The following is a 20,213-nucleotide window of genomic DNA, read 5'->3' on the forward strand; positions in this document are numbered from 1 at the left end:
TGGTCGCGACGCTGGGCTACTGGCGCCAGCTCAACGAGGGCACGGTCAACAGCATCTCGTCGGGCGCCTTCACCGACATGGGCCACGCGCCGTCCTTCTCGGACAACCTCGTCGAGGTCGCCCGGGCAAACTGACCTTGTCGGTCGGCGGAGCGGACAATAAGGACAAGCGCCCAGCAGGGCGTTTGTCCTTGCGGCGGCGACCATTGGATGAGCGGCGCGCGTGCCTTCGAGTTTAACGCTACCGCAGTCCAGTGGATAATCAGAGGTTCACTTGCCAACCGCTTGCGGTCAAAAGCTAACAACAACGGCGTCAAAGCTCGCGCCAATGGGCAACCTTTAGTAGCAAGCGCACCACGACCTGCCGGAATACCATGCCTAGCGCGTTCCTAGCACACATACTGAAAAAGTTCATTGGATCAATGACTTGCTTCTGCTCAAGCTCAGATCATAATCCTCGTGTCGGGGGTTCGAGTCCCTCTCCCGCTACCATTCATCGAACCCGCCCGGCCTCCGACGTGGCGGGTTTTTTCATGCCTGACGATCGTCTGAAGCCGTGTCGCGTTCGCTCGTTGTGAGCTGGGGATCGTGATGCGTCGGATCGTGCCGCTCCTGATCCTCTTGGCCGTCTTGCCGGTACCCGCACGCTCCGCAGGCGATCCGAGCCGGGACGTGCTTTGGGCCGCGCTGAAGACCTGCGTGCTCGCTAAGACGGTCGCCAACCGGACCTTTCCGTGCCTCGACGTGGATCTCGGCGACGCGGACCGCCCCGGCACTGCGGTTTTGCGCGCGCCGGGCGAACCGACCCACGTCGTGGTGATGCCGACCCAGTCGGTGGCCGGGCTCGAGGCGACGGTGTTGCGCGGGGCGCGCGGCGCCGCCTACTGGCGCGCAGCCCTGGCGGCGCGGCGCTTGGTGTCGGATCCGCTGAAGGGCCGCGTGCCGGTGGCCGAGGTCGGCCTCGCGGTGAACTCGGCGCGCGGCCGCAGCCAGGATCAGCTTCACATCCATCTCGACTGCATGAAGCCGCGGGTTCTGGCATCCCTAAAGGCGCACGCGCAGGCGATCCGCGGCAGCTGGGCGCCGTTCCCGGTCGCGCTCGCCGGCGACCGTTACCTCGCGATGCGGTTGCCGGCGGCCGAGGCGGCGCGCTTCAACCCCTTCGCGGCGCTGGCCCGGCTGCCCGGCCGGCGGGACCTGCGCGAGACGAGCTTCGCCGCCGTGGCCACCACGGCCGGCGACTCCGAGCCAGGCTTCTACGTGCTCGCCTACCGCGCACCGCGGGCGAGCGCCGAGGACCTGATGGATCACGCCTGCACCGCGGCGCGGTGAGACGGCACCCGGCGCGACGACGCGCTTCCTCGACACGCCGAACGCTGGGGCTATCCTGGATCGATGCATCGACCCGCCACCGCTCGTCCTCGCATCGCGCCCGCCGCCGACGGGCCGCCGGGCGGCCGCGAGACGATCTTCGATGCGAATGTCTGAGCCGGCCGGGCCGCCGCGCTGCGTCCACTACGTCGGCTTCAAGGACGACCGCTACTGGAACGCCGTCCGCATCTTCGGCGGCCCTCGGGTGATCCACCGGCGCTGGGACTGGTTCGCAGTGCACGACGTCGGCCCCGACGACCTGGTGGTGTTCGCAGAAGGCGACGAGCGGCAACCGATGGCCGCGTGGAACGCGACCGACATCGACGAGCGCTGGTTGACCTGACACGTCCACGCTGCGGCACTCGCGACGTCGCCCTCGCGCGAACCGAACGCGGATGGCGTTCGTTGATCCGCCATGACCGATCAGCCCCCCGCCCAAGCCTCCGACGCCCTCATCGACGCGCGCCGCCGGGAGATGGCCGTCGAGCACCTTCTCTTCGGCACGATCCGCTTCGTGGCGCAGCGCCACCCGGAACTCCTCGACGAGCTCGACGGCAGCCTCGACCATCTCTGGGACAAGGCCCATGGCGAGGCTCGCGACGACGAGGCGGTGCGCGAGATCGCGCGGCGCTTCATCAAGAGCCTTCACGCCGAGCGGTAGAGGCCTGCCGGCAGGATGGCGCTTCGTTCGCCGATTAGGATCGGCGCGCGGACAACGCGCTGCCGAGAAGCACCGTCCCCCAGGCCGCCGCAAGCACGAGCCCGAGACTGAGGCGACCTGCCGAGGGAACGCCCTTGCGGTCGCGCCAGCCACCGTCGGCCCGGGTGCCTTCGGGCTTCGGCTGACGCAAGGCACCATGCGTGCGTGGGCCGGGGTCGGCCCTGTCGAGCGCGCGGCGGAAACCCGCCCCCATCATCCGTTCGGTCACGGACGGTGCGAGGGCGTAGCCGACCTGGGCCAGACGCGCAGGCCAGCCCACCGCCACCTCGTGGCGTGGGTGCAGCGCAAGCCGCAAGTAGGTCTCGGCCACGTCTTCCGGTGCATAGTACAGGTGGCCGGGGTTGAGCGTCTTACCGGTCACGTTGGCGCCGTGCTCGAGGCCGGGCGTGTCGACGATCGCCGGAAACACGCCGCAGACGTGGATGTGCCGGTGAGGCGCGAGCTCCTGGCGCAGGCTGGCAGAGAAGCCGCGCAACCCGAACTTGCTGGCGGTGTAGGCCGCGGCGAACGGCGTCGGCGCCCAGCCGCCCATCGAGACCGTGTTGATCAGCGTGCCGCTCCCCTGACGTAGGAAGTGCGGCAGCACGGCGTAGGCGCCGTGGATGGCGCCCAACAGGTTGATCGCGATCGTCTGCCTGTGCAGATCGAGCGGCGCGTCGAGGAGCGGGCCGAACACGCCCGCGCCGGCGTTGTTGATCCAGACGTCGATCCGGCCGAACGCGCCCACCGCCCCGTCGGCCAGCGCCGACACGGCCTCGGGATCGGCGACGTCGGTGGGGATCGCCACGGCCTCGCCGCCGCGGCCGCGAATATCGCGCGCCAACGCGTCGAGCACGTCGGCCCTGCGGGCGGCCAGGACGACGCGGCTGCCCCGGGCGGCGAACGCCTCCGAAGCCGCGCGTCCGATGCCGCTCGATGCGCCTGTGATGACGACGGTCTTCCCGCGAAGGTCGGCCATGTTCGTGCCTCGTCTTGGAACGGTCCCAAAGGCGAACCGGGGGCAGGCGGGGCAGTTCCGGGAGGTGGCTGCGCCACGAGCGCCCACCGCACAGTCGTGAAGCGGGGGTGTCGCCAACCACGTACCGAGACGATCCGCCGCGTCCTACCAGTATATAAGCCGTGCGCCTCCGCACTCAGGTCATAACACATGTTAGTAAATAATTCTTACAGTATGTAGGAGCCCATCTGTCAGAAATCTTGTAATACAAGGCGATGCAGGTTTCCCTTGTTACGCTCGGTTCGCATGGCGACGTGCTGCCGTTTCTTGCGCTTGCCGCCGCACTCAAAGATCGCGGCCATAGGGTTGCGCTGGCCGCTCCGGCGCCGTTCGGCGACCTCGCGGTGCGGGCGGGGATCGACTTCCACGCGCTCGGCACGCGGGCGGATTACGAGCGGACCCTCCGGCACCCGAACCTCTGGCACCCGACCCGGGGGGTCGAGCCGCTGCTGCAGACGCTGTCCACGGCGACCGAGCCGGTCTTCGCTTGGGTGCAGGCCCGCTGGTCGGCGGGGGGCGGGATCGTCGTCGCCTCGCCCAACAGCCTTGGAGCCCGCATCGCGCAGGACAAGCTCGGCCTGCCCTTGGTCACGGTCCACGTCGCCCCGTTCCTGATCGAGAGCCGTCGCGAGGCGCCGGTGCTGCCGGGCCTGGCCGCGGCGCGACGCCTGCCGTCGCGCATCCGGCATTGGCTCGGCCGCGGCGGCGACCGCTACGTGATCGACCCGGCGGTGCTGCCCGGCCTCAACGCCTTCCGCGACAGCCTCGGCCTGCCGCCGGTCCGCCGCCTGCGCCATTGGTGGAACAGCCCGACCCGGATGGTGCTGACGTTCCCGAACTGGTTCGCCCGCCCGCAGGCGGATTGGCCGGAACAGGCCGTGCAGGTCGGCTTTCCCCTCGCGGACCGTTACGGCGACCGGGCCGCGCTCGATCCCGAGGTCGCGCGCTTCCTCGATGCGGGCACGCCCCCCATCGCCTTCACCTATGGATCAGGGATGCGGCAGGGGCGCGCGTTCTTCGAGACTGCGGTCGCCCTGTGCCGGCGCATGGGCCGGCGCGGCATCCTGCTGGCGCCGCAGGCCGACCAGATGCCCGGGGCGCTGCCGCCGGAAATCCTGCGGGTCGCCTACGCGCCGTTCAGCGCGCTGCTGCCGCGCTGCGCCGCCCTGGTTCATCACGGCGGCATCGGCACCGTGGCGCAGGCGCTCGCCGCCGGCATCCCACAACTGCTCGTGCCGGTGGCATTCGATCATTTCGACGAGGCCGTCCGCCTCCGGCGCCTCGGCGTCGGCGCCGAGCTCAGCCGGCGCCGGTTCACACCGCCGCGTGCTGCACGCGTGCTGGAGCGGCTCCTCGGGTCGCCGCAGGTGGCGCAGGCCTGCCGCGAGGCTGCGCAACTTTTGGCGCAAGAGGACGGGCTCAACGCGACCTGCGACGCCGTCGAGCAGGCGATGGCGGCCTGATTATCGACGAAGCGGCTTCGGACATGCCGAGCCTTTCGCGCAAAAGCAGGCGTACCGCGTGGGACAAGGCGTCCGTCGAAGCCATCCGCGGCAGCGGACCACAGGCTCAGAACCGGTGGTCCGGCGTCGGGTTGGTCCAGCACTCCACGCACGCGCATTCGGTGCGCGAAGGGAAGGACCCACACCATACCCCATGCAGCGCAAAAAGCTATCCTCGTGCTCGGCGTCCTGCTCTGCCTGTTGGCGCCGATCGGCACGGCGGCTGCGCAGAGCACCGGTTACGTCACAGGCTTTCCGGGCAAGGACCCGGCGGGCGACGACGAGATCAGCTGGGGGCCGGCCTACCGGCCGGAGACGAGCTTCTCGCAACCCGGCACGCCGCCCACGCCCGGGGATTTCGCCGGTGCCGCCTACCGGGCGCGCACGGGTCGCGGGTCTTACGACAACCTGCAAAACACAAGCGGCGCACGCCCGATCGCTGTCAGGTCCGGCGAGGATTACGCGAGACCGTCTCGGCGTGTCGTCCGCTCCCGCCACCGGGTCGGACGGACTGCAACGGTTCGCAGCTCGAGCCGTCGCGCGACACGGCAGGCCGATCGCTGACGGCGCGATCGCCGCCGATCGACCGGCGGCAGTCCGAACCCGACATCACAAAAAGCCGATCTTCCGGGCGAAGTAGTCGCTGTTCGGGTCGACGCCTATCGGCTCGGGCGACACGAAGGGCCGGGCCGCCTGGAAAACGACCATCGCCAGGAGCGCCGCCACCGATCCGCCGAGCGGCGCGGACAGCACGGCCAGGACCGGCGAGTAGCGCCAGAGCAGCGCGGCCGTGATCAGCAGCCCGAGACCGGACGCGATCACGATCCGAAAGATGCAGCATTCCGACGGTTGCATGCCCGTCTCCCAATCCACGAACCTTAATCACAGGTTGTTAACATCGATAAACATGCAACCGTGCCGTGTGTGCGTACTCTTCCACGCGGGCGATGGTCTGCGGATGTCCGCCCCGTACTTTGATCCTGTTCGAAGCTTGAGCGCAATGCGGGTGATTTGCGCCGGCTCGGCGCGGCCGAGTACGCGGCGCGACGCAGGCTTCGCAACGGCTGCCGATCCGGCGTGGCATCGGCTTTGCGACCGTGCTTTGCGCCATGCTGCGGTGCAGCGTGCGTACTCGCACGTCACGGCCGAGGTGGCATCACCACGTTTGATCGGACGCTGATCGCCACGCGGCCGGGCAGTTTTCGGACCGCGTCACCACAACCGAAAGAGGATACCGACCATGGAACTGAAGCCATTCAGCTACGCAATGATCGGGGCCTTCGCCTTCGGCCTCGTCGCCACCATCGTCGGTACGGCGAGCGCCATCGGGACCTTCTGATCACAACCTCGCTTCGCGTCGAGGCAACGGCGGCGGGGTGCATGTCCCGCCGCCATCATGTTCGCGGTGGAGTGGTTTGGAATTTCGTTGCGATCGGCCAATCCGGTCGGCATGGGTCGCCCGTATCCACCTGTGCTCGCGAGCGATCCCGCAGGGGCCGGTTCGTGCCATGAGATTACGCCGTTCGTCGCAGTGCCATCCGGACCGGAGAACCGCGACACCTTCGGGACGTTTGCCCTCTTATACGGTGAGGTTCGCATGTCCGCTCGGAACGCCGCTGCCGACCCTCTGACGAACAGCGGAAGCGGTATGGTTGCAGATCGACCGGGCATCGAACGGATCGACGATCGCCTTGGCCGAGCCTTCACGGATGACATCAGCCTGCCGCCGTTCGCGGTCGCGGAAGAAGAAACCGACGTGGGTCTGGCGCAGAGGGGCACGGGTGAGGCTGCGATCGTCCGCCGCGAAACTGAAATCTGAAAGTCTGTCCCGATGACCGACGACATCGACACGCAGGCCCAACGCATGCCGCAGGGAAAGCCGACGCCGGACGGCGCGGCGATCACCCCTCAGGACACCGTCGATGGCAAGACAAAGCCGGTCGACGGTCCAATGGACCGACCTGGCACGGAAGCCGAAGACGCGGCCCGTCAGGATAAGCCGTAACGTCGCTCGGCGCGCGCGACGCAAGCCGCCGCGTCAGAAGCGTCTCAGTCGAACGGCGATCGGTTGTCTCGGTCGCAATAGCATTCGAGTGTGGAAGCAAAGGTGCCGGGCGCGCCGTAGCGCTGCCCGGCAAGAGAGGCGCGGGGCGAAGCCCGGCATCGACCGGTCAGCCGGTCTTCTCGACCGCACCCGGCAGCACCAGCGGCGGCGTCTGCTGGTGCTGGATCACGCGCCAGACCTCGTGCGACAGCCAGCGATAGGTCGAGGTGCAGTTCGCTTGGTAGGTCTCGTCGCCGCGCGAAGCCTCGACGTGATAGGCGACCACGATCAGGCCCTCCTGCGGCCGGGCGATCTGACCCTTCGAGAACGCGACCTCGGTCCAGCGGGGGGTGTCGGCGACGGCCTCGATCGCCTGCGTGCCGCTGAGCACGAAGGGCGGGTGCGGCAGCACCATCAGGCAGGTCTCGTCGACCAGCTCGCGGTAGTGCTCGGGAGTCCCGTCCCAGAGGCTCTTCTCGAAAGACCAGACCCGATCGTCGTCCATGGTGTTCTCCTGCCGCGGGAGGAAGTCGATCGGAGAAGCGCGGGAGCACCGCTTCGTTCCGTGTCCCACCGTGGCACGCCCCGTGTCGCGACGACACGTCTCCCCATCGGGCAACAGCCTCGTCTACGTCACGCAGGTCGTCCACGCGGTGCGTCACCGATCGTGCGGTCGGCCGGCGAGCGGTCGCGTTGCTCCAAACACGATCTCGTACAGCGGCCGAAATCGGAGATCGGTGCGGTAGATCAGGTGAGAGAAGCATCGCTGTCTGAATTCGGCACAAATCGAATGGCATTGCTCTTGCCGAATCTTGGTGCGGCGGCCATCTCTCGTTCATTCACGGACGAGCATGGGTCCGCGATCCGGACTGCCAGACGATGACCACACGCACGACGGAACAGATCCTCGAGGTCGGCGGCCCCTTGAGCCGCCGGACGACGGTCATCGCCAACGTGCGCTGGTTCCGCCGGCTCGCTTGGCGGGCGCTCCGCGACGGCGCGCCGAGTAGCGAAGCGCGCGCGGCCAACGCCCGCGCCGCCGCCCGCATCCTCATCCGCCAGGCCAGGCGCGAGGCGCTGGTCGACCGGATGATCCGGGACGCGCAGACCGCGGACCTCTGAGCGACCGGCCCGAATCGTCTCCGGGTCGGTCGCAGTCCGGAAGGAGGGCGGCGCCTCGCCGCGCACATGTGCGAGGCGCGTCGATCAGGGCGCGGCGGGCGCCGGTGCGCTCGGCTGAAGCCAGGCCTTGAGCGCGTCGAGCCAGCCGGCGGGCAGCACCACCCAGTTCGGCAGCGCCGGCAGGACGTTGGCGGCCGAGCCGTTCCAGCGGCCGGCCAGGGTCTGGCGGCCTTGGGCGTCCATCTCGCGGATCTTGAGGTCTAGGATCTTCTCCTGGATCGGCAGCGTCTGCATCTGCACCTGCGCCGACTGCGCGTGCTTCATCGCCATGAAGCTCATGTCGATCGCCTTCTGGATCTCGGGGTTGTCGAAGGTCAGGCCTTCGGCATAGCCCAAGGTGGTCACCGTGATCCCCATCGGCTCGTAGACCCGGCGGACCTCCTTCTCGACAGCCTCGATGATCGCGACCTTGCCGTGGATCGCCTTGTCGGTGGTGCGTCGGCCGAACTCCTTGGCCATCGCCGCCTGGACCGTCCGGTGCACGTTCTAGTCGACGACCTCGGCCAGCGACTTGCCCTGGATCACGCGGGCGAAGTTCACCTGCGGATCGCTGGAATTGCCGCCCGCGGCCCGCGCGCCGAACCAGTAGACGAACTTGCTCGCATCCTCCTCCTTCACGAAGGCCGAGACCACGATCCCCGTGCGCAGGGTCACCGAACCGGCGGTCTCGAAGCGGATGCCCTGGTCGCGGACGGAGGTGCCGCGCTGGGTCGCACTCACCCATTCGCGCGAGACCGGCGACCGGTCGACGAGCATCAGCCGCGCGGCGGGGACGAAGTAGTCGTAGGCCCAGCCCGGGTTGCGGATCAGCGTATGCGGGATCTGGATCCGCTTCATCGCGACCTTGCGCTCGTTGAGGAACTGCTCGGACATGAAGGCCGCCTGGCCGGACTTCGTCTCGCCGACCTCGGGGATGAGGAACGCGGTCTGGTTCGGCAGGACCTCGACGAATTCGGGATAGTCGCGCGTGTCGTAATAGGCCTGCGCCGGCTCGGGTTGCCCCTCGATCAGGAGGCCCGCGACCGCGAGCCCGGCATATCCGGCGCCGCGCCGGCCGACGAGCCAGATCGCCGCGAGCGCCGCCACGGACAGGATCGCGGCGAGCGGGCCGGCGCCGTCCAGGGCGGTGGCGGCCCAGGCGGTCTCCGCCGCCGGCCAGTCGGAATCCTGGAATTGCCGGGCGGCAATGCGGCGCGCCTGCGCGGCGCCGAGCCGGTCGCCCGTGCCGCCGCGCAGGACGAGGAAGTCCACGCCGACGACGAGCGCCGTCAGCGCGATCCGAACGGAGATGTTCATGGGAGTGGGTCTGCAGCGAGACGTAAAACGCCCCAGATGGCCTTGGGCCGTCACCGTGGGCGGAGGGCGCTCCGGAGTCTCGCCGGGGCCGCGTCACGCGGTGTCCGCCGGCCGGAATGGCGGCGGACACCGGTTATGGTCGCCCTACCGCGTGTGCGCCGCAACACAATTGCGACGCCTGGAGCTTGCGGCGCCCGCAACGAAGCCATGCGAATCGTGCAGGGCGCCGAGAAGCTAACGGCCGAGCGAAGGACCGCCGGCGGCGCCGCCGGTGCCGGGCGGGCCGCTGGTCGGCGTCCCGCCGATGTTCACGTTCGGGGTCGTGCCGGGAACCGACATGTTGCTCGGGTTGGCCTCGTTGCCGCGGGTGATCGGGCTCGGCCCGAGGTCGCGCGCGCCGCCGCCGACGCCCCCGGTGCCGGGCGGGGGCGCGACGCCGGTGTTGCCGGCGCCCCCCGTCACGATCTGCGCCGAGGCGGGACCGGCCAGGATCAATCCGAGCGCGGAGGCGAGGGCGAGCGTCGTGCGGGTCATCGGTCTGTCCAGGTCCGGGGGCGGTCGCACCGATTCGGCGCAAGCGCACGGCAACGGGCGGAGACGCCGGAGGTTCATCCGGGCAGGGTGCGGACCCGCGAGCGCGGTCCCGCGTTCGAGGCTTCGAGACGGTGTTTCGCCCGTGCGGCGTCTCGAAGGACGAACCGGGCTGGTGGAGGAGACTGCGATGCGGCGTTCACTTCGTGCGGCCTGGCCGCTCGCGGCCCTGGCGATGGTGCTCGCGGGTGCTCCGAGCGCGTTCGCCCAGGCCGTCTCGGCCCCCCCGTCGGGCACCGCGACGGCGACGCCGGAGGACGCGATCCTGCTGACGGTCTTCCTGAAGCACGACCAGTCGCGGCCGCTCGCCGAGCTGAACGCGCAGCTGGCGCGGCAAGGCTTCTACAAGGCCTTCCCGCCGCCCGGCATCGAGGTGGTCTCCTGGAACGTCGTGATGGGCGTCGGCCAGATCGTGGTGCTGCGCCTGCCTGCGACCCGTCTTCGCGAGATCAATCGCGTGCTGGAGGACACCGCGTGGGGTGCCTACCGCACTGAATTCTTCCCGACCTACGACTTCAAGGCCGTCGGCCTCGGCGAGCACGAGAAGGCCCGGTAGTCCGTGCGGCCGAACATCGATCGGTCGGGCATTCGACAAGATCGGCGTCCGCCGATGCTGCGTTCGCGCCGCGCGCCACCGTAGGTCGGCAGGCCGATCCAAGCTCAAGATTTTCACGCGTGCCGCCAGGATCGCGCAGCCCGAGGACTCGCTTCGCGGAGCGCCCGATGCGGCATCTGCATCCGCGGTTTCAGTCCGGACTTGGACTGGAACCGCGTCCGTGGCATAATAGGCTCATGAGCGAGACATCAACGAACATCCATCCGTACTCCCTGGAGATCATTCCCCCGAAGGCCGACGGCGGTTCCTACCAGTGGGCCATCCGTAAGAACGGCAAGCTGACCCAGCGCTCCGACCGGAGCCTGCCCAGCGAGGCGAAGGCCCGCGAGAGCGGCCTGGGGCAGATCGAGAAGCTCCTGTCGGGCGTCGGCGACCGCTAAACGGTCGAACACGCATCAGCGTATTCAACGAAAGGCGCGGCGCGGACCTTACGGTTCGCGCCGTTCCGTTTTCCGGCACAACCCGTCGCCGATTTGGCACACGGGGTTCGACCGGAGATGGTTGCCAAGTCGGCGCCGGCGCCAATGTAATGTCGATGCTCGACACGAACCGCCAAGCCCAGCCCGTCGTCGCCAAGCCGGATGCGACGCCGACCCTCGACGCGTTGACCCGCCAGCGCCTCGGGCGCCACCTCCAGGCGCTCTACGAGCCGGTGATCGACGAAGCGCTCGATCCGCGCTTGGCCGAACTCATGCGGCAGCTCGACCACGACCGGCAGCTCGGGTCGTGAGGCTTCGTCCGACCGCGTGACGAGAGAAACCCGGCCGCCGCGCTTAGTAGTCCGAGCGGACCAACCGAGGCTTGCATGGTGCGGCGCGAAGGGCTATTTGTGCATTGCGGGATAGCGATGGCGTCGCCGTCCCGCTGCCCATCTTGGGCGTTTCCTCCCTAGACTTCGGGCCGCTCCTTTGGGGGCGGCCTTTTTTCTGCCCGGGGTCCGCCTCTTAGCGGCGACGGCATCCGCTCACAAGCACGATGGGGCGTCCTGCGAGGGCCGCCGCGATGACATCTCGGCGAGCGGAGGGCATCGAGCCGCGAGGGATGGCCGCCCGTTCGATGACCCAGCGCCCGAGCCTCGCTCAACAGACACGGCCACGACGATTCGAAAGGACCCGGCGCATGACCAACGTGATTCGCCCGACTTTCGGTCGCCCGCCGCAGCCCGACGCCGAGGTGCCCGAGGAGATCGCGCTCGAACCGCTGCGGATCTACGGCGAGGCGGCCGGCCACGTCGTCGCCCTGGTAGCCGATCCCGGCTCGCCGGCGGGAGAAGTGTTGAAAGTCGTCGTCGGGCCGCTCGTCGGCGACCGCGTCGAGGCCGTCGCGGTCCTGCCCCGGACGGAGGCCGGCGAGATCGATGCCGAACGTGTCGGCATGGCGGTGCTGCGCACGCTCGAGATGCTGGAATAGGGCCCCCGACGGCACTTGTGGGAGGCGCGCGCATCCCCAAGCCGACCGCGATCGGCTAGCGTGACGGCCGATCGGAGGACCGGCACGCGGGCCTCGAAATTCCAGCCACGGACGGGTCGCCGATGCCAGCCCTCGATTCGTTGCACGATCGCCTGCGGGCGGCACCCGGCCTCCATGATCCGGGCACCGCCGCCGCGCGCCTCGGCGACGTCGAGCCCGCCTTTCCGCCGCGGTTCGTCACGCCGCCGATGCGCGCGCTCCTCCTCGGGATCGCCGACCACGCCCCCTTCCTGTGGCGGCTGATCGCACAGGCGCCGGACCGGTTCGTGGCGTTGGCGGGGCAGGCCCCGGAGGCGGCGGACGCGGCGATCACGACACGGCAGCGGGTCGCCGGGCGTGCGGGCGGAACCAGGCCGGACCTCGCCGCGATCGGGCAGGTCCTTCGGCGCAACCGCGCGGAGCACGCCCTGCTCGTGGCGCTCGCCGACCTCGGCGGCCTGTGGGACTTGGCCACCGTGACGAAGGCCCTGTCGGACTTCGCCGACGCGTCGGTCGGCGCCGCCGCCGACGCGCTCCTGCTCCAGGCCGCGGGCACGGGGAAGTTTCGCCCGGCCGACCCCGAGGCCCCCCAAGCCGGCTCGGGCCTCGTGGTCCTGGGCCTCGGCAAGCTCGGCGGGGGCGAGCTCAACTATTCCAGCGACGTCGACCTGATCATGTTCTTCGACGCCGCCGTCGCGCCGCTCGGCGAGAACGTCGAGGCGAAACCGTTCTTCGCCAAGCTCGCGCAGGGCATCGCGAAGCTCCTGGAAGAGCGCACGTCCGAGGGCTACGTCCACCGCGTCGACTACCGGCTGCGGCCCGATCCCGGCTCGACAGCGGTCGCGCTCTCCACCGACTTCGCCTTCGACTACTACCAGTCGCTCGGCCAGAACTGGGAGCGGGCGGCCTTCATCAAGGCGCGGCCGATCGCCGGAGACCGCGCCGCCGGGGCACGGTTCCTCGCCGAGCTGACGCCCTTCATCTGGCGCAAGTACTTCGATTTCGCCGCCATCGCCGACATCCACGCGATGAAGCGCCAGATCCACATGGTGCGCGGCCACGAGGCGCTGGCGGTGGGCGGCCACGACATCAAGCTCGGCCGCGGCGGCATCCGCGAGATCGAGTTCTTCGTGCAGACCCAGCAACTGGTCTTCGGCGGCAGGCGGCCCGAATTGCGCGGCAGCCGCACGGTGCCGATGCTCGGCGCGCTGACGCAGGCCGGCTGGATCGACGCCGCCGCCCACGACGAGCTCGCCGCGGCCTACGCGTTCCTGCGCACGATCGAGCATCGCCTGCAGATGCGGCGCGACGAGCAGACCCAGCGCCTGCCGCTCGACGGCGACGACCTCGCAGCCTTCGCGCGGTTCTGCGGCTTCGAGACCCGCGCCGCGTTCGAGGCGGCGCTCCTGCGCCATGCCGGCCGGGTGCAGGCGCATTACGTCCTGCTGTTCGAGACCGCGCCGAGCCTGTCGGCAGAGGTCGGCGACCTCGTCTTCAGCGGCAGCGAGGACGATCCCGCCACGCTGGCGACCTTGGCGGCCCTCGGCTTCACCGATCCGGCCCGTACCCTCGAGACCGTGCGCGGCTGGCATTTCGGGCGCCGGCCCGCGGTGCGGACCGCCCGCGCCCGCGCCGTGCTGACCGAGCTTCTGCCGAGCCTGCTCCAGGCGCTCGGCGGCACCGCGGAGCCGGATGCGGCGCTCAACACCCTCGACCACGCCTTCGCCCGGATGCCGGACGCGTCCGAGCTCCTGACGATCCTGCTGGCGCACGAACGCCTGCGCCTGCTGTTCTCCGACATCCTCGGCACCGCGCCGCGGCTGGCCGCTACCGTCGGGACCGGCCCGCACGTGCTCGACGCGGTGCTCGACCCGGACTTCGTCGCGCCGACGACCGATCCAGCCGCGGTCGCCGCGCAGTACGCGGCGCTGGTCGGCAGCCCGGCCGACCACGAGACCTTCCTCGACCGCAGCCGCGACGCCGCCCGGCAACTGCGCTTCGTCACCGGCGCGCGCCTGCTCTCGGGCATCCTGTCGGCGGCCCAGGCCGGCGAGGCCTATTCGACGATCGCCGAAGCTGCGGTCACTGCGAGCCTCGCAGCGGTCGAGCGCGTCTTCGCCGCGGAATACGGCGCCGTTCCGAAGGGGCGCTGCGCGATCCTCGCCATCGGCCGCCTCGGCTCGCGCCAGCTCACGGCGGAGTCCGACCTCGACCTCGTGATCGTCTACGACTTCGACCCCGAGGACCGGACCACGACGGGACGGCGGGCGATCGACGCGGTGGTGGCCTACAACCGCCTCGCACAACGGCTCTACGCGGCGCTGACGGTCCAGACCCGCCGCGGTGGTCTCTACGCCGTGGACCTCCGCCTGCGGCCCGGCGGCGAGCACAGCCCGACGGCGGTGCAGGTCCGCGGCTTCCTTGCCTACCACCGGAGCGAGGCCGAGGTCTGGGAGCACATGGTGCTGACCCGGGCGCGGGTGATCGCGGGCGACCCGGGCCTCGGCGCCGAGATCGAAGCCGGTATCCGCGAGACGGTGGCGCAGGTCCGCGACGCCGGTGCGGTGTGCCGGGCGGCGCGGGACATGCGCGGGCTGGTCGCGCGCGAGAAGGGCCATCGCGGGCCGCTCGACCTCAAGATGGCGCCGGGCGCCCTGCTCGACCTCGAGTTCCTCGCCCAGGCCCTGGTGCTCGGCCATGCGCACGAGCAGCCAGCGCTCGTCGGCGCCACCGCCGACGCGGTGCTGGAGCAGGCCGGCGCGAGCGGAGTGCTTCCCGTCGACGCCGCCGGGCGGCTCGCCGACGCCTATCGCCTGTTCGATGCCGTGCATCACTGGCAGCGCCTCGTCGGCGCGGACGGGACGGCGCCGTCGCGCGGCGCCCTGGCCCGGATGGCCACCGCGATGGGCGTGCCGAGCGCCGAGACCCTGGTGGCGCAGATCCAGGCCGAGCGTCGCGCAACCCGGAAGACCCTCCTCGGACTCCGCCGCGCGACGGACTGATCTCGCCGTCACGAATTGTGCCTCTCAGTTGCACATCTGCGATAGTTACAAGCATTGGGTTGTGGTAGGCCGACGCAATCCTGTCGTTTCGGCTTCACCCGTGGTGTCGCAAGGTCGGAGACCATCGTGAACGACGCCCCGCGCCCCGCCGACCTCACCACCTTCGCCAACGCGGCTCCGGGCCCGAGACAGCGACAGTTCGCCGGCCTGGTCTGCCTCGCCTTCGCCGCGCTGTCGCTCGCGCTGCTCCCGTTCGTCGGGCAGCCGATGGCGCCGATGCCGGGATTCGTCGCGAGCCATCAATCGGCGCTCACGGTGGTCTACGCGGTCACCACGGCGCTGTTCTTCGCGCAGTACCGGCGCACCCGCTCGGTGCCGCTGCTGCTGCTCTCGTCGGGCGGCCTGTACGTCACGCTGATCGTCGCGATCCAGCTCCTGAGCTTCCCGAACGTCTTCGGCACGGGTCGCATCCTCGGGTCGTCGCCGGCCACGACGACGTGGCTCTGGACCCTGTGGCACCTCGGGCCGCCGCTGTTCGCACTGCCCTACGCGATCATGGAAGGCGACGGCCGACACCGGTCGATCGCCCCCGAACGATCCGCATCCGTCGGGATCGCCGCGGCCGTCGCGGTAGCGGTGGCGGTCGCCGGTTTGACCTACCTCGTGGTCGCCCAGGTCGACCGGCTGCCGACCACCGTGGTCGGCGACGACTACTGGTCGCTCACCACCTCCGGCGTCGGGCCGGGGGTCGCCCTGCTCACAATGCTCTCGCTCGCGATCCTGTGCTGGACGACGCGCCTGCGCAGCCTGCTCCAGCTCTGGCTCGCGGTCTCGCTGTTCCTGCTCCTCCTCGACAACCTCGTGACGCTGACGGGCGCGTCCCGCGGCAGCGTCGGCTGGTTCTCTGGGCGGATCGAGGCGCTGATCTCAGGCATCGTCGTGCTGTGCGCGTACCTGCACAAGGTGGACCTGCTCTACGGACATGCCGAGCGCATCGCCGAGGCGCGCGAGCGCCAGCGCGCCGACCTCCAGGTCGCCCGCGACCACCTCGCCATCGCGCTCGAAGCCGCCGACATGGGCGACTGGGAGTTCGACCTCGGCTCCGGCGTGTCGCGGCGGAGCCTGCGCCACGACGCCATCTTCGGTTACGACGCCCTGCAGCCGCGCTGGGACGTGGCGACGACCCTCGCGCACGTCCTCCCCGAGGATCGCGCGGTCGCCGAGGCCGCCTTCACCACCATCGCGACCGTGGGATCCCTGGACCTGCAATGCCGCATCCGGCGCGCGGGCGACGGGGCGACGCGCTGGATCGAGCTGAAGGGCCGGGCGATGCGCGACGAGGCCGGCCGCGCGACCGCGCTCGCCGGGATCGTCGTCGACACCACCGCGCGCCAGGACGCCGACGACCGCCTGAACCAGGCGCAGAAGATGGAGGCGATCGGCCAGCTCACCGGCGGCGTCGCCCACGACTTCAACAACCTGCTGACCATCGTCATCGGCAACCTCGACATGATCGTCCGCCGCCCCGCCGACGCGCAGCGGGTGGAGCGCCTCGCCGGCTCGGCGATGACTGCGGCCCGGCGCGGCGCCGAGGTCACCGAGAAGCTGCTGTCGTTCTCGCGCCGGCAGGTGCTGCGCCCCGAGACGGTCAACCCGAACCGTTTGCTCAAGGATTTTCGCACCCTGCTGGAGCGCGCCGTCGGCGAGACCATCGCCGTGACGTTCGACCTCGACGCCGCCCTCGATCCGGTGCGGCTCGACCCCGGCCAGTTCGAGAGCGCGATCCTCAACCTCGCGGTCAACGCCCGCGACGCGATGCCGTCCGGCGGCCGCCTGACGATCCGCACCGAGAACCTGACGGTGACGGATGAGGACGGCGCGGCGCTGCCGGACCTCGCGCCGGGGCAGTACGTCCACGTCGCGGTCGGCGATTCCGGCCAGGGCATGGATGCCGGCACCGCCGCCCGCGCCTTCGAGCCGTTCTTCACCACCAAGGAGGTCGGCAAGGGCACCGGCCTCGGCCTCAGCCAGGTCTACGGGTTCGCGCGCCAGGGCGGCGGGCAGGTGCTGCTGCGAAGCGAGGTCGGCGCGGGCACCACCGTGTCGATCTACCTGCCGCACTCGAAGGAGGTCGCCGCGCCAGCCCGGCCCGAGGGGCCGATGCCGCTGCGCCGCGCCACCGACGGCGAGGTGATCCTCGTCGTCGAGGACGAGCCGGCGGTGCTCGACATGGCGGTCGAGAGCCTGAGCGAGCTCGGCTACCGCACCCTGACCGCGACCCATGCCGCCGAAGCGCTCGCCCGGCTGAAAGGGCCGGAGCGGGTCGACATCCTGTTCTCAGACGTGGTGATGCCGGGCGGGATGAACGGGGTGCAGCTCTCGGTCGAGGCGCGCCGGCTCCGGCCCGGCCTCCGGGTGCTGCTCGCCTCCGGCTACACCGCCTCCGCCTTCGGCGAGGACGGCCTGCCCGCCGACCTGCCGCTGCTCAACAAGCCCTACGGCCGCGAGGACTTGGCCGACAAGCTGCGGGTGGTCATGGGGCGGCGCTGAGGCGCGCCCGCCGGTCGAGGAACCACGCCAGCGCGATCATCGCCGCGAGGCCGGCGACGTTGACGCCGACCTGCAGCGGCCAAGTCGGCCCGAAGGTGCGGTAGCTGATCCGGCCGATCAGCGCCGCGAGGCACCCGAGCGCGAACACCTCCAGGGAGTGGCGCCCGCACAGCTCGAGCCAGCGCAGGCGCGGGCTCGTGGTGAGGGCGTAGACGCGGGGAGACCCGAACAGCAGATAGATCACCGCCAGGATGTGGAGCAGCCGCAGCGGGGCGACGTGGCCCTTGTCCGGCGGCGCCATGGCGACGAGACTCAGGTCCGGCAGGTTCCAGGCGCTCCAGGGCGCGGCCTGCAGCAGCGAGACGGCGAGCATCAGCCAGCACGCGGCCCTCAGCCAGGCACGGCGCGGCAGCAGGCCGTCGCCGCCCCGAATGGCGGCGGACAGCGCCATCCCGATCGCGAACAGGAACTGCCAGGCGAACGGGTTGAAGTACCAGCCGTCGTCGGCCGCGGCGTTGGGCAGGTTGAAGGCCGGGTCGAGGTTGGCGAGCAGCCAGATCAGGGCCGAGACGCCGAGCACGCCCCAGACGCTCCGGCGCATGCCGGCATAGTAGAGCGGGAAGGCGGCCAGCAGCACGATGTAGAGGGGCAGGATGTCGAGGTAGTTCGGCAAGGCGTTGAGCAGCAGCCCGCGCCACAGGCCGGACCACAGCCCCATCTGCAGCAGCGGCGCGACTCCGAAGCGGGGGACGAGGCCGGTCGCGTCCATCCAGGCCCGCACGATCAGCAGGGTGGCCAGCAGGAGAGCCGCCTGGAAGAGGTAGATGCGCAGGCACCGCCGTGCGACGCGCTTCAGGGTTTCGATCGTGCCGGCGCGGCGGAACAGGCCGCCATAGGCGGCCATCGCCGAGTATCCGGCAAACAGCACGAAGAGCTCCGCGGCGTCCGAGAAGCCGAGATTGTGCGGCGTGATCAGCGCCGGCGCGTTGTTGGGGATATGGTCGACGAAGATGATCAGCAGGGCCAGGCCGCGCAGCACGTCGATGCGCGGGTCGCGCTTGCGCGACGCGGGAGCGGGATCGGTCACGCGGGCAGTCGGTCGGGGGCGCAGGGCATCAGACTCTCGTCGGGCGGGTTCGCACCCTGTCGCATGCCGCGCGCCAAGTGATCCAGCGCGCATCACGGGCCTCCGGTCACGATGTGGTCGTCGATGGCCCTGGAAGGGCAGGGCACGGGCCCCGCGCCGCCGCGTTACAAAGGGGCGCATCGGCGATCTTGCGCAGCGACCGGAAGAGGCCGCATGACAGAAAGCGGCAAGATAATACGTTTCAGCCGCCGTCCCCCCTCTGGTATATTGCATACCTGAGCAATCGATGCATGATGCATCCACGCGAACCGAGAGTCGCAGGCGGAGGAAACCGGGATGGAACGTCAGGACGCCCCTGCGGCGAAATGGTGGCAGCTCGCCTTCGGCGTGCTCTGCATGGCGATGATCGCCAACCTCCAATACGGCTGGACGCTGTTCGTCGACCCGATCGATGCCCAGCATCATTGGGGCCGGGCCTCGATCCAGCTCGCCTTCACCGTCTTCGTCGCCACCGAGACCTGGCTCGTCCCGGTCGAGGCCTGGTTCGTCGACAATTACGGACCCAAGATCGTCGTCGCCTTCGGCGGCGTGATGATCGCGCTGGCCTGGGTAATCAACGCCTATGCCGGCTCGCTGCCGATGCTCTACCTCGGCGCGGTGGTCGGCGGCATCGGCGCCGGGTCGGTCTACGGCACCTGCGTCGGCAACGCGCTGAAGTGGTTCCCGGATCGCCGGGGCCTCGCCGCCGGCGCCACCGCCGCCGGGTTCGGCGCGGGCGCCGCGATCACGGTGGTGCCGATCGCGAAGATGATCGCGTCGAGCGGCTACCAGAGCGCGTTCCTCACCTTCGGCCTGATCCAGGGCGCGGTGGTGGTGTTCCTCTCGGTGTTCCTGCGCAAGCCGAGGAGCGCGGCCCCGGTGCAGCGCAAGCGCCACAACCTGCCACAGAGCAAGGTCGACCGCACCCCGAGCGAGACCGTGCGCACCCCGGTCTTCTGGGTGATGTACGCGATGTTCGTGATGGTCGCCGCCGGCGGCCTGATGGCGGCGGCGCAGATCGCGCCGATCGCCCACGACTTCCACGTCGCCGACGTGCCGGTGAGCATGCTCGGCCTGACGATGGCGACGCTGACCCTGGCGATCTCGCTCGACCGGATCTTCGACGGGTTCGGGCGCCCGTTCTTCGGCTGGGTCTCCGACCAGATCGGGCGCGAGAACACGATGTTCATCGCGTTCTCGACCGCGGCGGTCGCGGTGCTGCTGCTGCTCAGCTACGGCACCATCCCGATCGTGTTCGTGCTGGCGACGGCCCTGTACTTCGGCGTGTTCGGCGAGATCTACTCGCTGTTCCCCGCCACCTGCGGCGACACCTTCGGCTCGAAGTTCGCCACCAGCAACGCCGGCCTGCTCTACACCGCCAAGGGCACCGCCTCGTTCCTGGTCCCCTTCGGCAGCCTCGTGGCGGCGGCCTACGGCTGGTACGCGGTGTTCGGCATCATCGTCGCCCTGAACCTCACCGCGGCGGCTTTGGCGATCTTCGTGCTCAAGCCGATGCGGGCGCGCTACCTCGCCCTCGACGCGACCGTGTCCGTGCCGAAGGCCGAGCCGATCCGGATCGCCTGACACCGGCGGGCCGGCGCCTCGCGCCGGCCCCGCCTCCGACGCCCGCCTCGTCGACCCGCCCCATCGACACCCCCTATCGACATCCCCGTGGCGCGGGTCCTGCGACCAGCCCTCCGAGGCCGAGACCTCGGAGAGGCCCAACAACCATCCATTCGGGAGGCCGAGATGCCCGCGCACGCTCAA

General features: G+C 70.1%; 21 protein-coding genes. 14 read left to right on the forward strand and 7 right to left on the reverse strand.

Annotated features, from left to right (window positions below; translation table 11 throughout):
* Positions 1–590 precede the first annotated feature (590 nt).
* The 3 genes from FV229_RS05105 (at position 591) to FV229_RS05115 (ending at position 2,031) form a co-directional block, all read left to right on the forward strand.
* Positions 591–1,331, forward strand: coding sequence for a CDP-diacylglycerol diphosphatase (locus tag FV229_RS05105; RefSeq protein ID WP_147750921.1), 741 nt, complete (start codon positions 591–593; stop codon positions 1,329–1,331).
* A gap of 148 nt (positions 1,332–1,479) precedes the next feature.
* Positions 1,480–1,713 carry a hypothetical protein gene (locus FV229_RS05110; RefSeq protein WP_147750922.1) on the forward strand — a complete coding sequence of 78 codons (234 nt, stop codon included), beginning with the start codon at positions 1,480–1,482 and terminating at the stop codon, positions 1,711–1,713.
* 72 nt (positions 1,714–1,785) lie between these two features.
* A complete protein-coding gene (locus FV229_RS05115; RefSeq protein WP_246685653.1) occupies positions 1,786–2,031 on the forward strand; it encodes a hypothetical protein in 246 nt (81 codons plus the stop codon).
* A gap of 34 nt (positions 2,032–2,065) precedes the next feature.
* Here FV229_RS05115 and FV229_RS05120 read toward each other — a convergent pair whose 3' ends face one another.
* The gene (locus FV229_RS05120; protein WP_147750923.1) at positions 2,066–3,049 is read right to left on the reverse strand and encodes an SDR family oxidoreductase; all 984 of its coding nucleotides are present in this window, start codon (positions 3,047–3,049) and stop codon (positions 2,066–2,068) included.
* Positions 3,050–3,303: 254 nt separating this feature from the next.
* On the opposite strand from FV229_RS05120, the gene FV229_RS05125 reads away from it, so the two are divergent.
* Positions 3,304–4,551 carry a nucleotide disphospho-sugar-binding domain-containing protein gene (locus FV229_RS05125; protein ID WP_147750924.1) on the forward strand — a complete coding sequence of 416 codons (1,248 nt, stop codon included), beginning with the start codon at positions 3,304–3,306 and terminating at the stop codon, positions 4,549–4,551.
* Positions 4,552–5,199: 648 nt separating this feature from the next.
* Here FV229_RS05125 and FV229_RS05135 read toward each other — a convergent pair.
* On the reverse strand, positions 5,200–5,445 hold the full coding sequence (locus FV229_RS05135) for a hypothetical protein (RefSeq protein WP_147750925.1): 246 nt from the start codon (positions 5,443–5,445) through the stop codon (positions 5,200–5,202).
* A gap of 541 nt (positions 5,446–5,986) precedes the next feature.
* Here FV229_RS05135 and FV229_RS05140 point away from each other — a divergent pair.
* Positions 5,987–6,409, forward strand: coding sequence for a hypothetical protein (locus FV229_RS05140; protein ID WP_147750926.1), 423 nt, complete (start codon positions 5,987–5,989; stop codon positions 6,407–6,409).
* A gap of 12 nt (positions 6,410–6,421) precedes the next feature.
* Positions 6,422–6,595 (forward strand): hypothetical protein, encoded by a 174-nt coding sequence (locus tag FV229_RS27265; protein WP_187275067.1) that lies wholly within the window; start codon positions 6,422–6,424, stop codon positions 6,593–6,595.
* Positions 6,596–6,761: 166 nt separating this feature from the next.
* Here the strand turns inward: FV229_RS27265 and FV229_RS05145 are convergent, their stop codons facing one another.
* Entirely contained in the window at positions 6,762–7,139 is a 378-nt protein-coding gene (locus tag FV229_RS05145) for a DUF4440 domain-containing protein (protein ID WP_147750927.1), read from the reverse strand.
* A 374-nt stretch (positions 7,140–7,513) separates the two neighbouring features.
* Here FV229_RS05145 and FV229_RS05150 point away from each other — a divergent pair, with 374 nt between their 5' ends.
* The gene (locus FV229_RS05150; protein ID WP_147750928.1) at positions 7,514–7,756 is read left to right on the forward strand and encodes a hypothetical protein; all 243 of its coding nucleotides are present in this window, start codon (positions 7,514–7,516) and stop codon (positions 7,754–7,756) included.
* Positions 7,757–7,840: 84 nt separating this feature from the next.
* Here FV229_RS05150 and FV229_RS05155 read toward each other — a convergent pair whose 3' ends face one another.
* The 3 genes from FV229_RS05155 to FV229_RS05165 all read right to left on the reverse strand — a co-directional run bounded on the left by FV229_RS05155 (position 7,841) and on the right by FV229_RS05165 (position 9,646).
* Complete coding sequence (locus FV229_RS05155) at positions 7,841–8,299, reverse strand: hypothetical protein (RefSeq protein WP_147750929.1); 459 nt, start codon at positions 8,297–8,299, stop codon at positions 7,841–7,843.
* Positions 8,300–8,302: 3 nt separating this feature from the next.
* Positions 8,303–9,112, reverse strand: coding sequence for a hypothetical protein (locus FV229_RS05160; RefSeq protein ID WP_147750930.1), 810 nt, complete (start codon positions 9,110–9,112; stop codon positions 8,303–8,305).
* Positions 9,113–9,346: 234 nt separating this feature from the next.
* Positions 9,347–9,646, reverse strand: a complete 300-nt coding sequence (locus tag FV229_RS05165) for a hypothetical protein (RefSeq protein ID WP_147750931.1) — start codon at positions 9,644–9,646, stop codon at positions 9,347–9,349.
* A gap of 232 nt (positions 9,647–9,878) precedes the next feature.
* Between FV229_RS05165 and FV229_RS05170 the strand changes: the two genes are divergently transcribed.
* The 6 genes from FV229_RS05170 (at position 9,879) to FV229_RS05195 (ending at position 17,320) form a co-directional block, all read left to right on the forward strand.
* Entirely contained in the window at positions 9,879–10,259 is a 381-nt protein-coding gene (locus tag FV229_RS05170) for a hypothetical protein (RefSeq protein WP_246688058.1), read from the forward strand.
* A 236-nt stretch (positions 10,260–10,495) separates the two neighbouring features.
* On the forward strand, positions 10,496–10,699 hold the full coding sequence (locus tag FV229_RS05175; protein WP_147750933.1) for a hypothetical protein: 204 nt from the start codon (positions 10,496–10,498) through the stop codon (positions 10,697–10,699).
* A gap of 155 nt (positions 10,700–10,854) precedes the next feature.
* Entirely contained in the window at positions 10,855–11,049 is a 195-nt protein-coding gene (locus FV229_RS05180) for a hypothetical protein (RefSeq protein ID WP_147750934.1), read from the forward strand.
* 389 nt (positions 11,050–11,438) lie between these two features.
* Positions 11,439–11,729 carry a hypothetical protein gene (locus tag FV229_RS05185; RefSeq protein ID WP_147750935.1) on the forward strand — a complete coding sequence of 97 codons (291 nt, stop codon included), beginning with the start codon at positions 11,439–11,441 and terminating at the stop codon, positions 11,727–11,729.
* Between the two features lie 122 nt (positions 11,730–11,851).
* A complete protein-coding gene (locus FV229_RS05190) occupies positions 11,852–14,770 on the forward strand; it encodes a bifunctional [glutamine synthetase] adenylyltransferase/[glutamine synthetase]-adenylyl-L-tyrosine phosphorylase (protein ID WP_147750936.1) in 2,919 nt (972 codons plus the stop codon).
* Positions 14,771–14,896: 126 nt separating this feature from the next.
* Complete coding sequence (locus FV229_RS05195; RefSeq protein WP_246688055.1) at positions 14,897–17,320, forward strand: MASE4 domain-containing protein; 2,424 nt, start codon at positions 14,897–14,899, stop codon at positions 17,318–17,320.
* Here the strand turns inward: FV229_RS05195 and FV229_RS05200 are convergent.
* Complete coding sequence (locus tag FV229_RS05200; protein ID WP_246688056.1) at positions 17,304–18,407, reverse strand: OpgC domain-containing protein; 1,104 nt, start codon at positions 18,405–18,407, stop codon at positions 17,304–17,306. The genes FV229_RS05195 and FV229_RS05200 overlap by 17 nt on opposite strands.
* 336 nt (positions 18,408–18,743) lie before the next feature.
* Between FV229_RS05200 and oxlT the strand changes: the two genes are divergently transcribed.
* Complete coding sequence (gene oxlT / locus FV229_RS05205; RefSeq protein WP_147750938.1) at positions 18,744–20,030, forward strand: oxalate/formate MFS antiporter; 1,287 nt, start codon at positions 18,744–18,746, stop codon at positions 20,028–20,030.
* Positions 20,031–20,213 lie beyond the last annotated feature (183 nt).

Source organism: Methylobacterium sp. WL120 (assembly GCF_008039465.1).
Classification (GTDB): domain Bacteria; phylum Pseudomonadota; class Alphaproteobacteria; order Rhizobiales; family Beijerinckiaceae; genus Methylobacterium; species Methylobacterium cerastii.

Excerpts from the sequence above, each read along its gene's own strand:
- FV229_RS05105 (WP_147750921.1), top strand. The coding sequence starts at position 591 with ATGCGTCGGATCGTGCCGCTCCTGATCCTCTTGGCCGTCTTGCCGGTA.
- FV229_RS05110 (WP_147750922.1), top strand. The coding sequence starts at position 1,480 with ATGTCTGAGCCGGCCGGGCCGCCGCGCTGCGTCCACTACGTCGGCTTC.
- FV229_RS05115 (WP_246685653.1), top strand. The coding sequence starts at position 1,786 with ATGACCGATCAGCCCCCCGCCCAAGCCTCCGACGCCCTCATCGACGCG.
- FV229_RS05120 (WP_147750923.1), bottom strand. The coding sequence starts at position 3,049 with ATGGCCGACCTTCGCGGGAAGACCGTCGTCATCACAGGCGCATCGAGC.
- FV229_RS05125 (WP_147750924.1), top strand. The coding sequence starts at position 3,304 with ATGCAGGTTTCCCTTGTTACGCTCGGTTCGCATGGCGACGTGCTGCCG.
- FV229_RS05135 (WP_147750925.1), bottom strand. The coding sequence starts at position 5,445 with ATGCAACCGTCGGAATGCTGCATCTTTCGGATCGTGATCGCGTCCGGT.
- FV229_RS05140 (WP_147750926.1), top strand. The coding sequence starts at position 5,987 with ATGTTCGCGGTGGAGTGGTTTGGAATTTCGTTGCGATCGGCCAATCCG.
- FV229_RS27265 (WP_187275067.1), top strand. The coding sequence starts at position 6,422 with ATGACCGACGACATCGACACGCAGGCCCAACGCATGCCGCAGGGAAAG.
- FV229_RS05145 (WP_147750927.1), bottom strand. The coding sequence starts at position 7,139 with ATGGACGACGATCGGGTCTGGTCTTTCGAGAAGAGCCTCTGGGACGGG.
- FV229_RS05150 (WP_147750928.1), top strand. The coding sequence starts at position 7,514 with ATGACCACACGCACGACGGAACAGATCCTCGAGGTCGGCGGCCCCTTG.
- FV229_RS05160 (WP_147750930.1), bottom strand. The coding sequence starts at position 9,112 with ATGAACATCTCCGTTCGGATCGCGCTGACGGCGCTCGTCGTCGGCGTG.
- FV229_RS05165 (WP_147750931.1), bottom strand. The coding sequence starts at position 9,646 with ATGACCCGCACGACGCTCGCCCTCGCCTCCGCGCTCGGATTGATCCTG.
- FV229_RS05170 (WP_246688058.1), top strand. The coding sequence starts at position 9,879 with ATGGTGCTCGCGGGTGCTCCGAGCGCGTTCGCCCAGGCCGTCTCGGCC.
- FV229_RS05175 (WP_147750933.1), top strand. The coding sequence starts at position 10,496 with ATGAGCGAGACATCAACGAACATCCATCCGTACTCCCTGGAGATCATT.
- FV229_RS05180 (WP_147750934.1), top strand. The coding sequence starts at position 10,855 with ATGCTCGACACGAACCGCCAAGCCCAGCCCGTCGTCGCCAAGCCGGAT.
- FV229_RS05185 (WP_147750935.1), top strand. The coding sequence starts at position 11,439 with ATGACCAACGTGATTCGCCCGACTTTCGGTCGCCCGCCGCAGCCCGAC.
- FV229_RS05190 (WP_147750936.1), top strand. The coding sequence starts at position 11,852 with ATGCCAGCCCTCGATTCGTTGCACGATCGCCTGCGGGCGGCACCCGGC.
- oxlT (WP_147750938.1), top strand. The coding sequence starts at position 18,744 with ATGGAACGTCAGGACGCCCCTGCGGCGAAATGGTGGCAGCTCGCCTTC.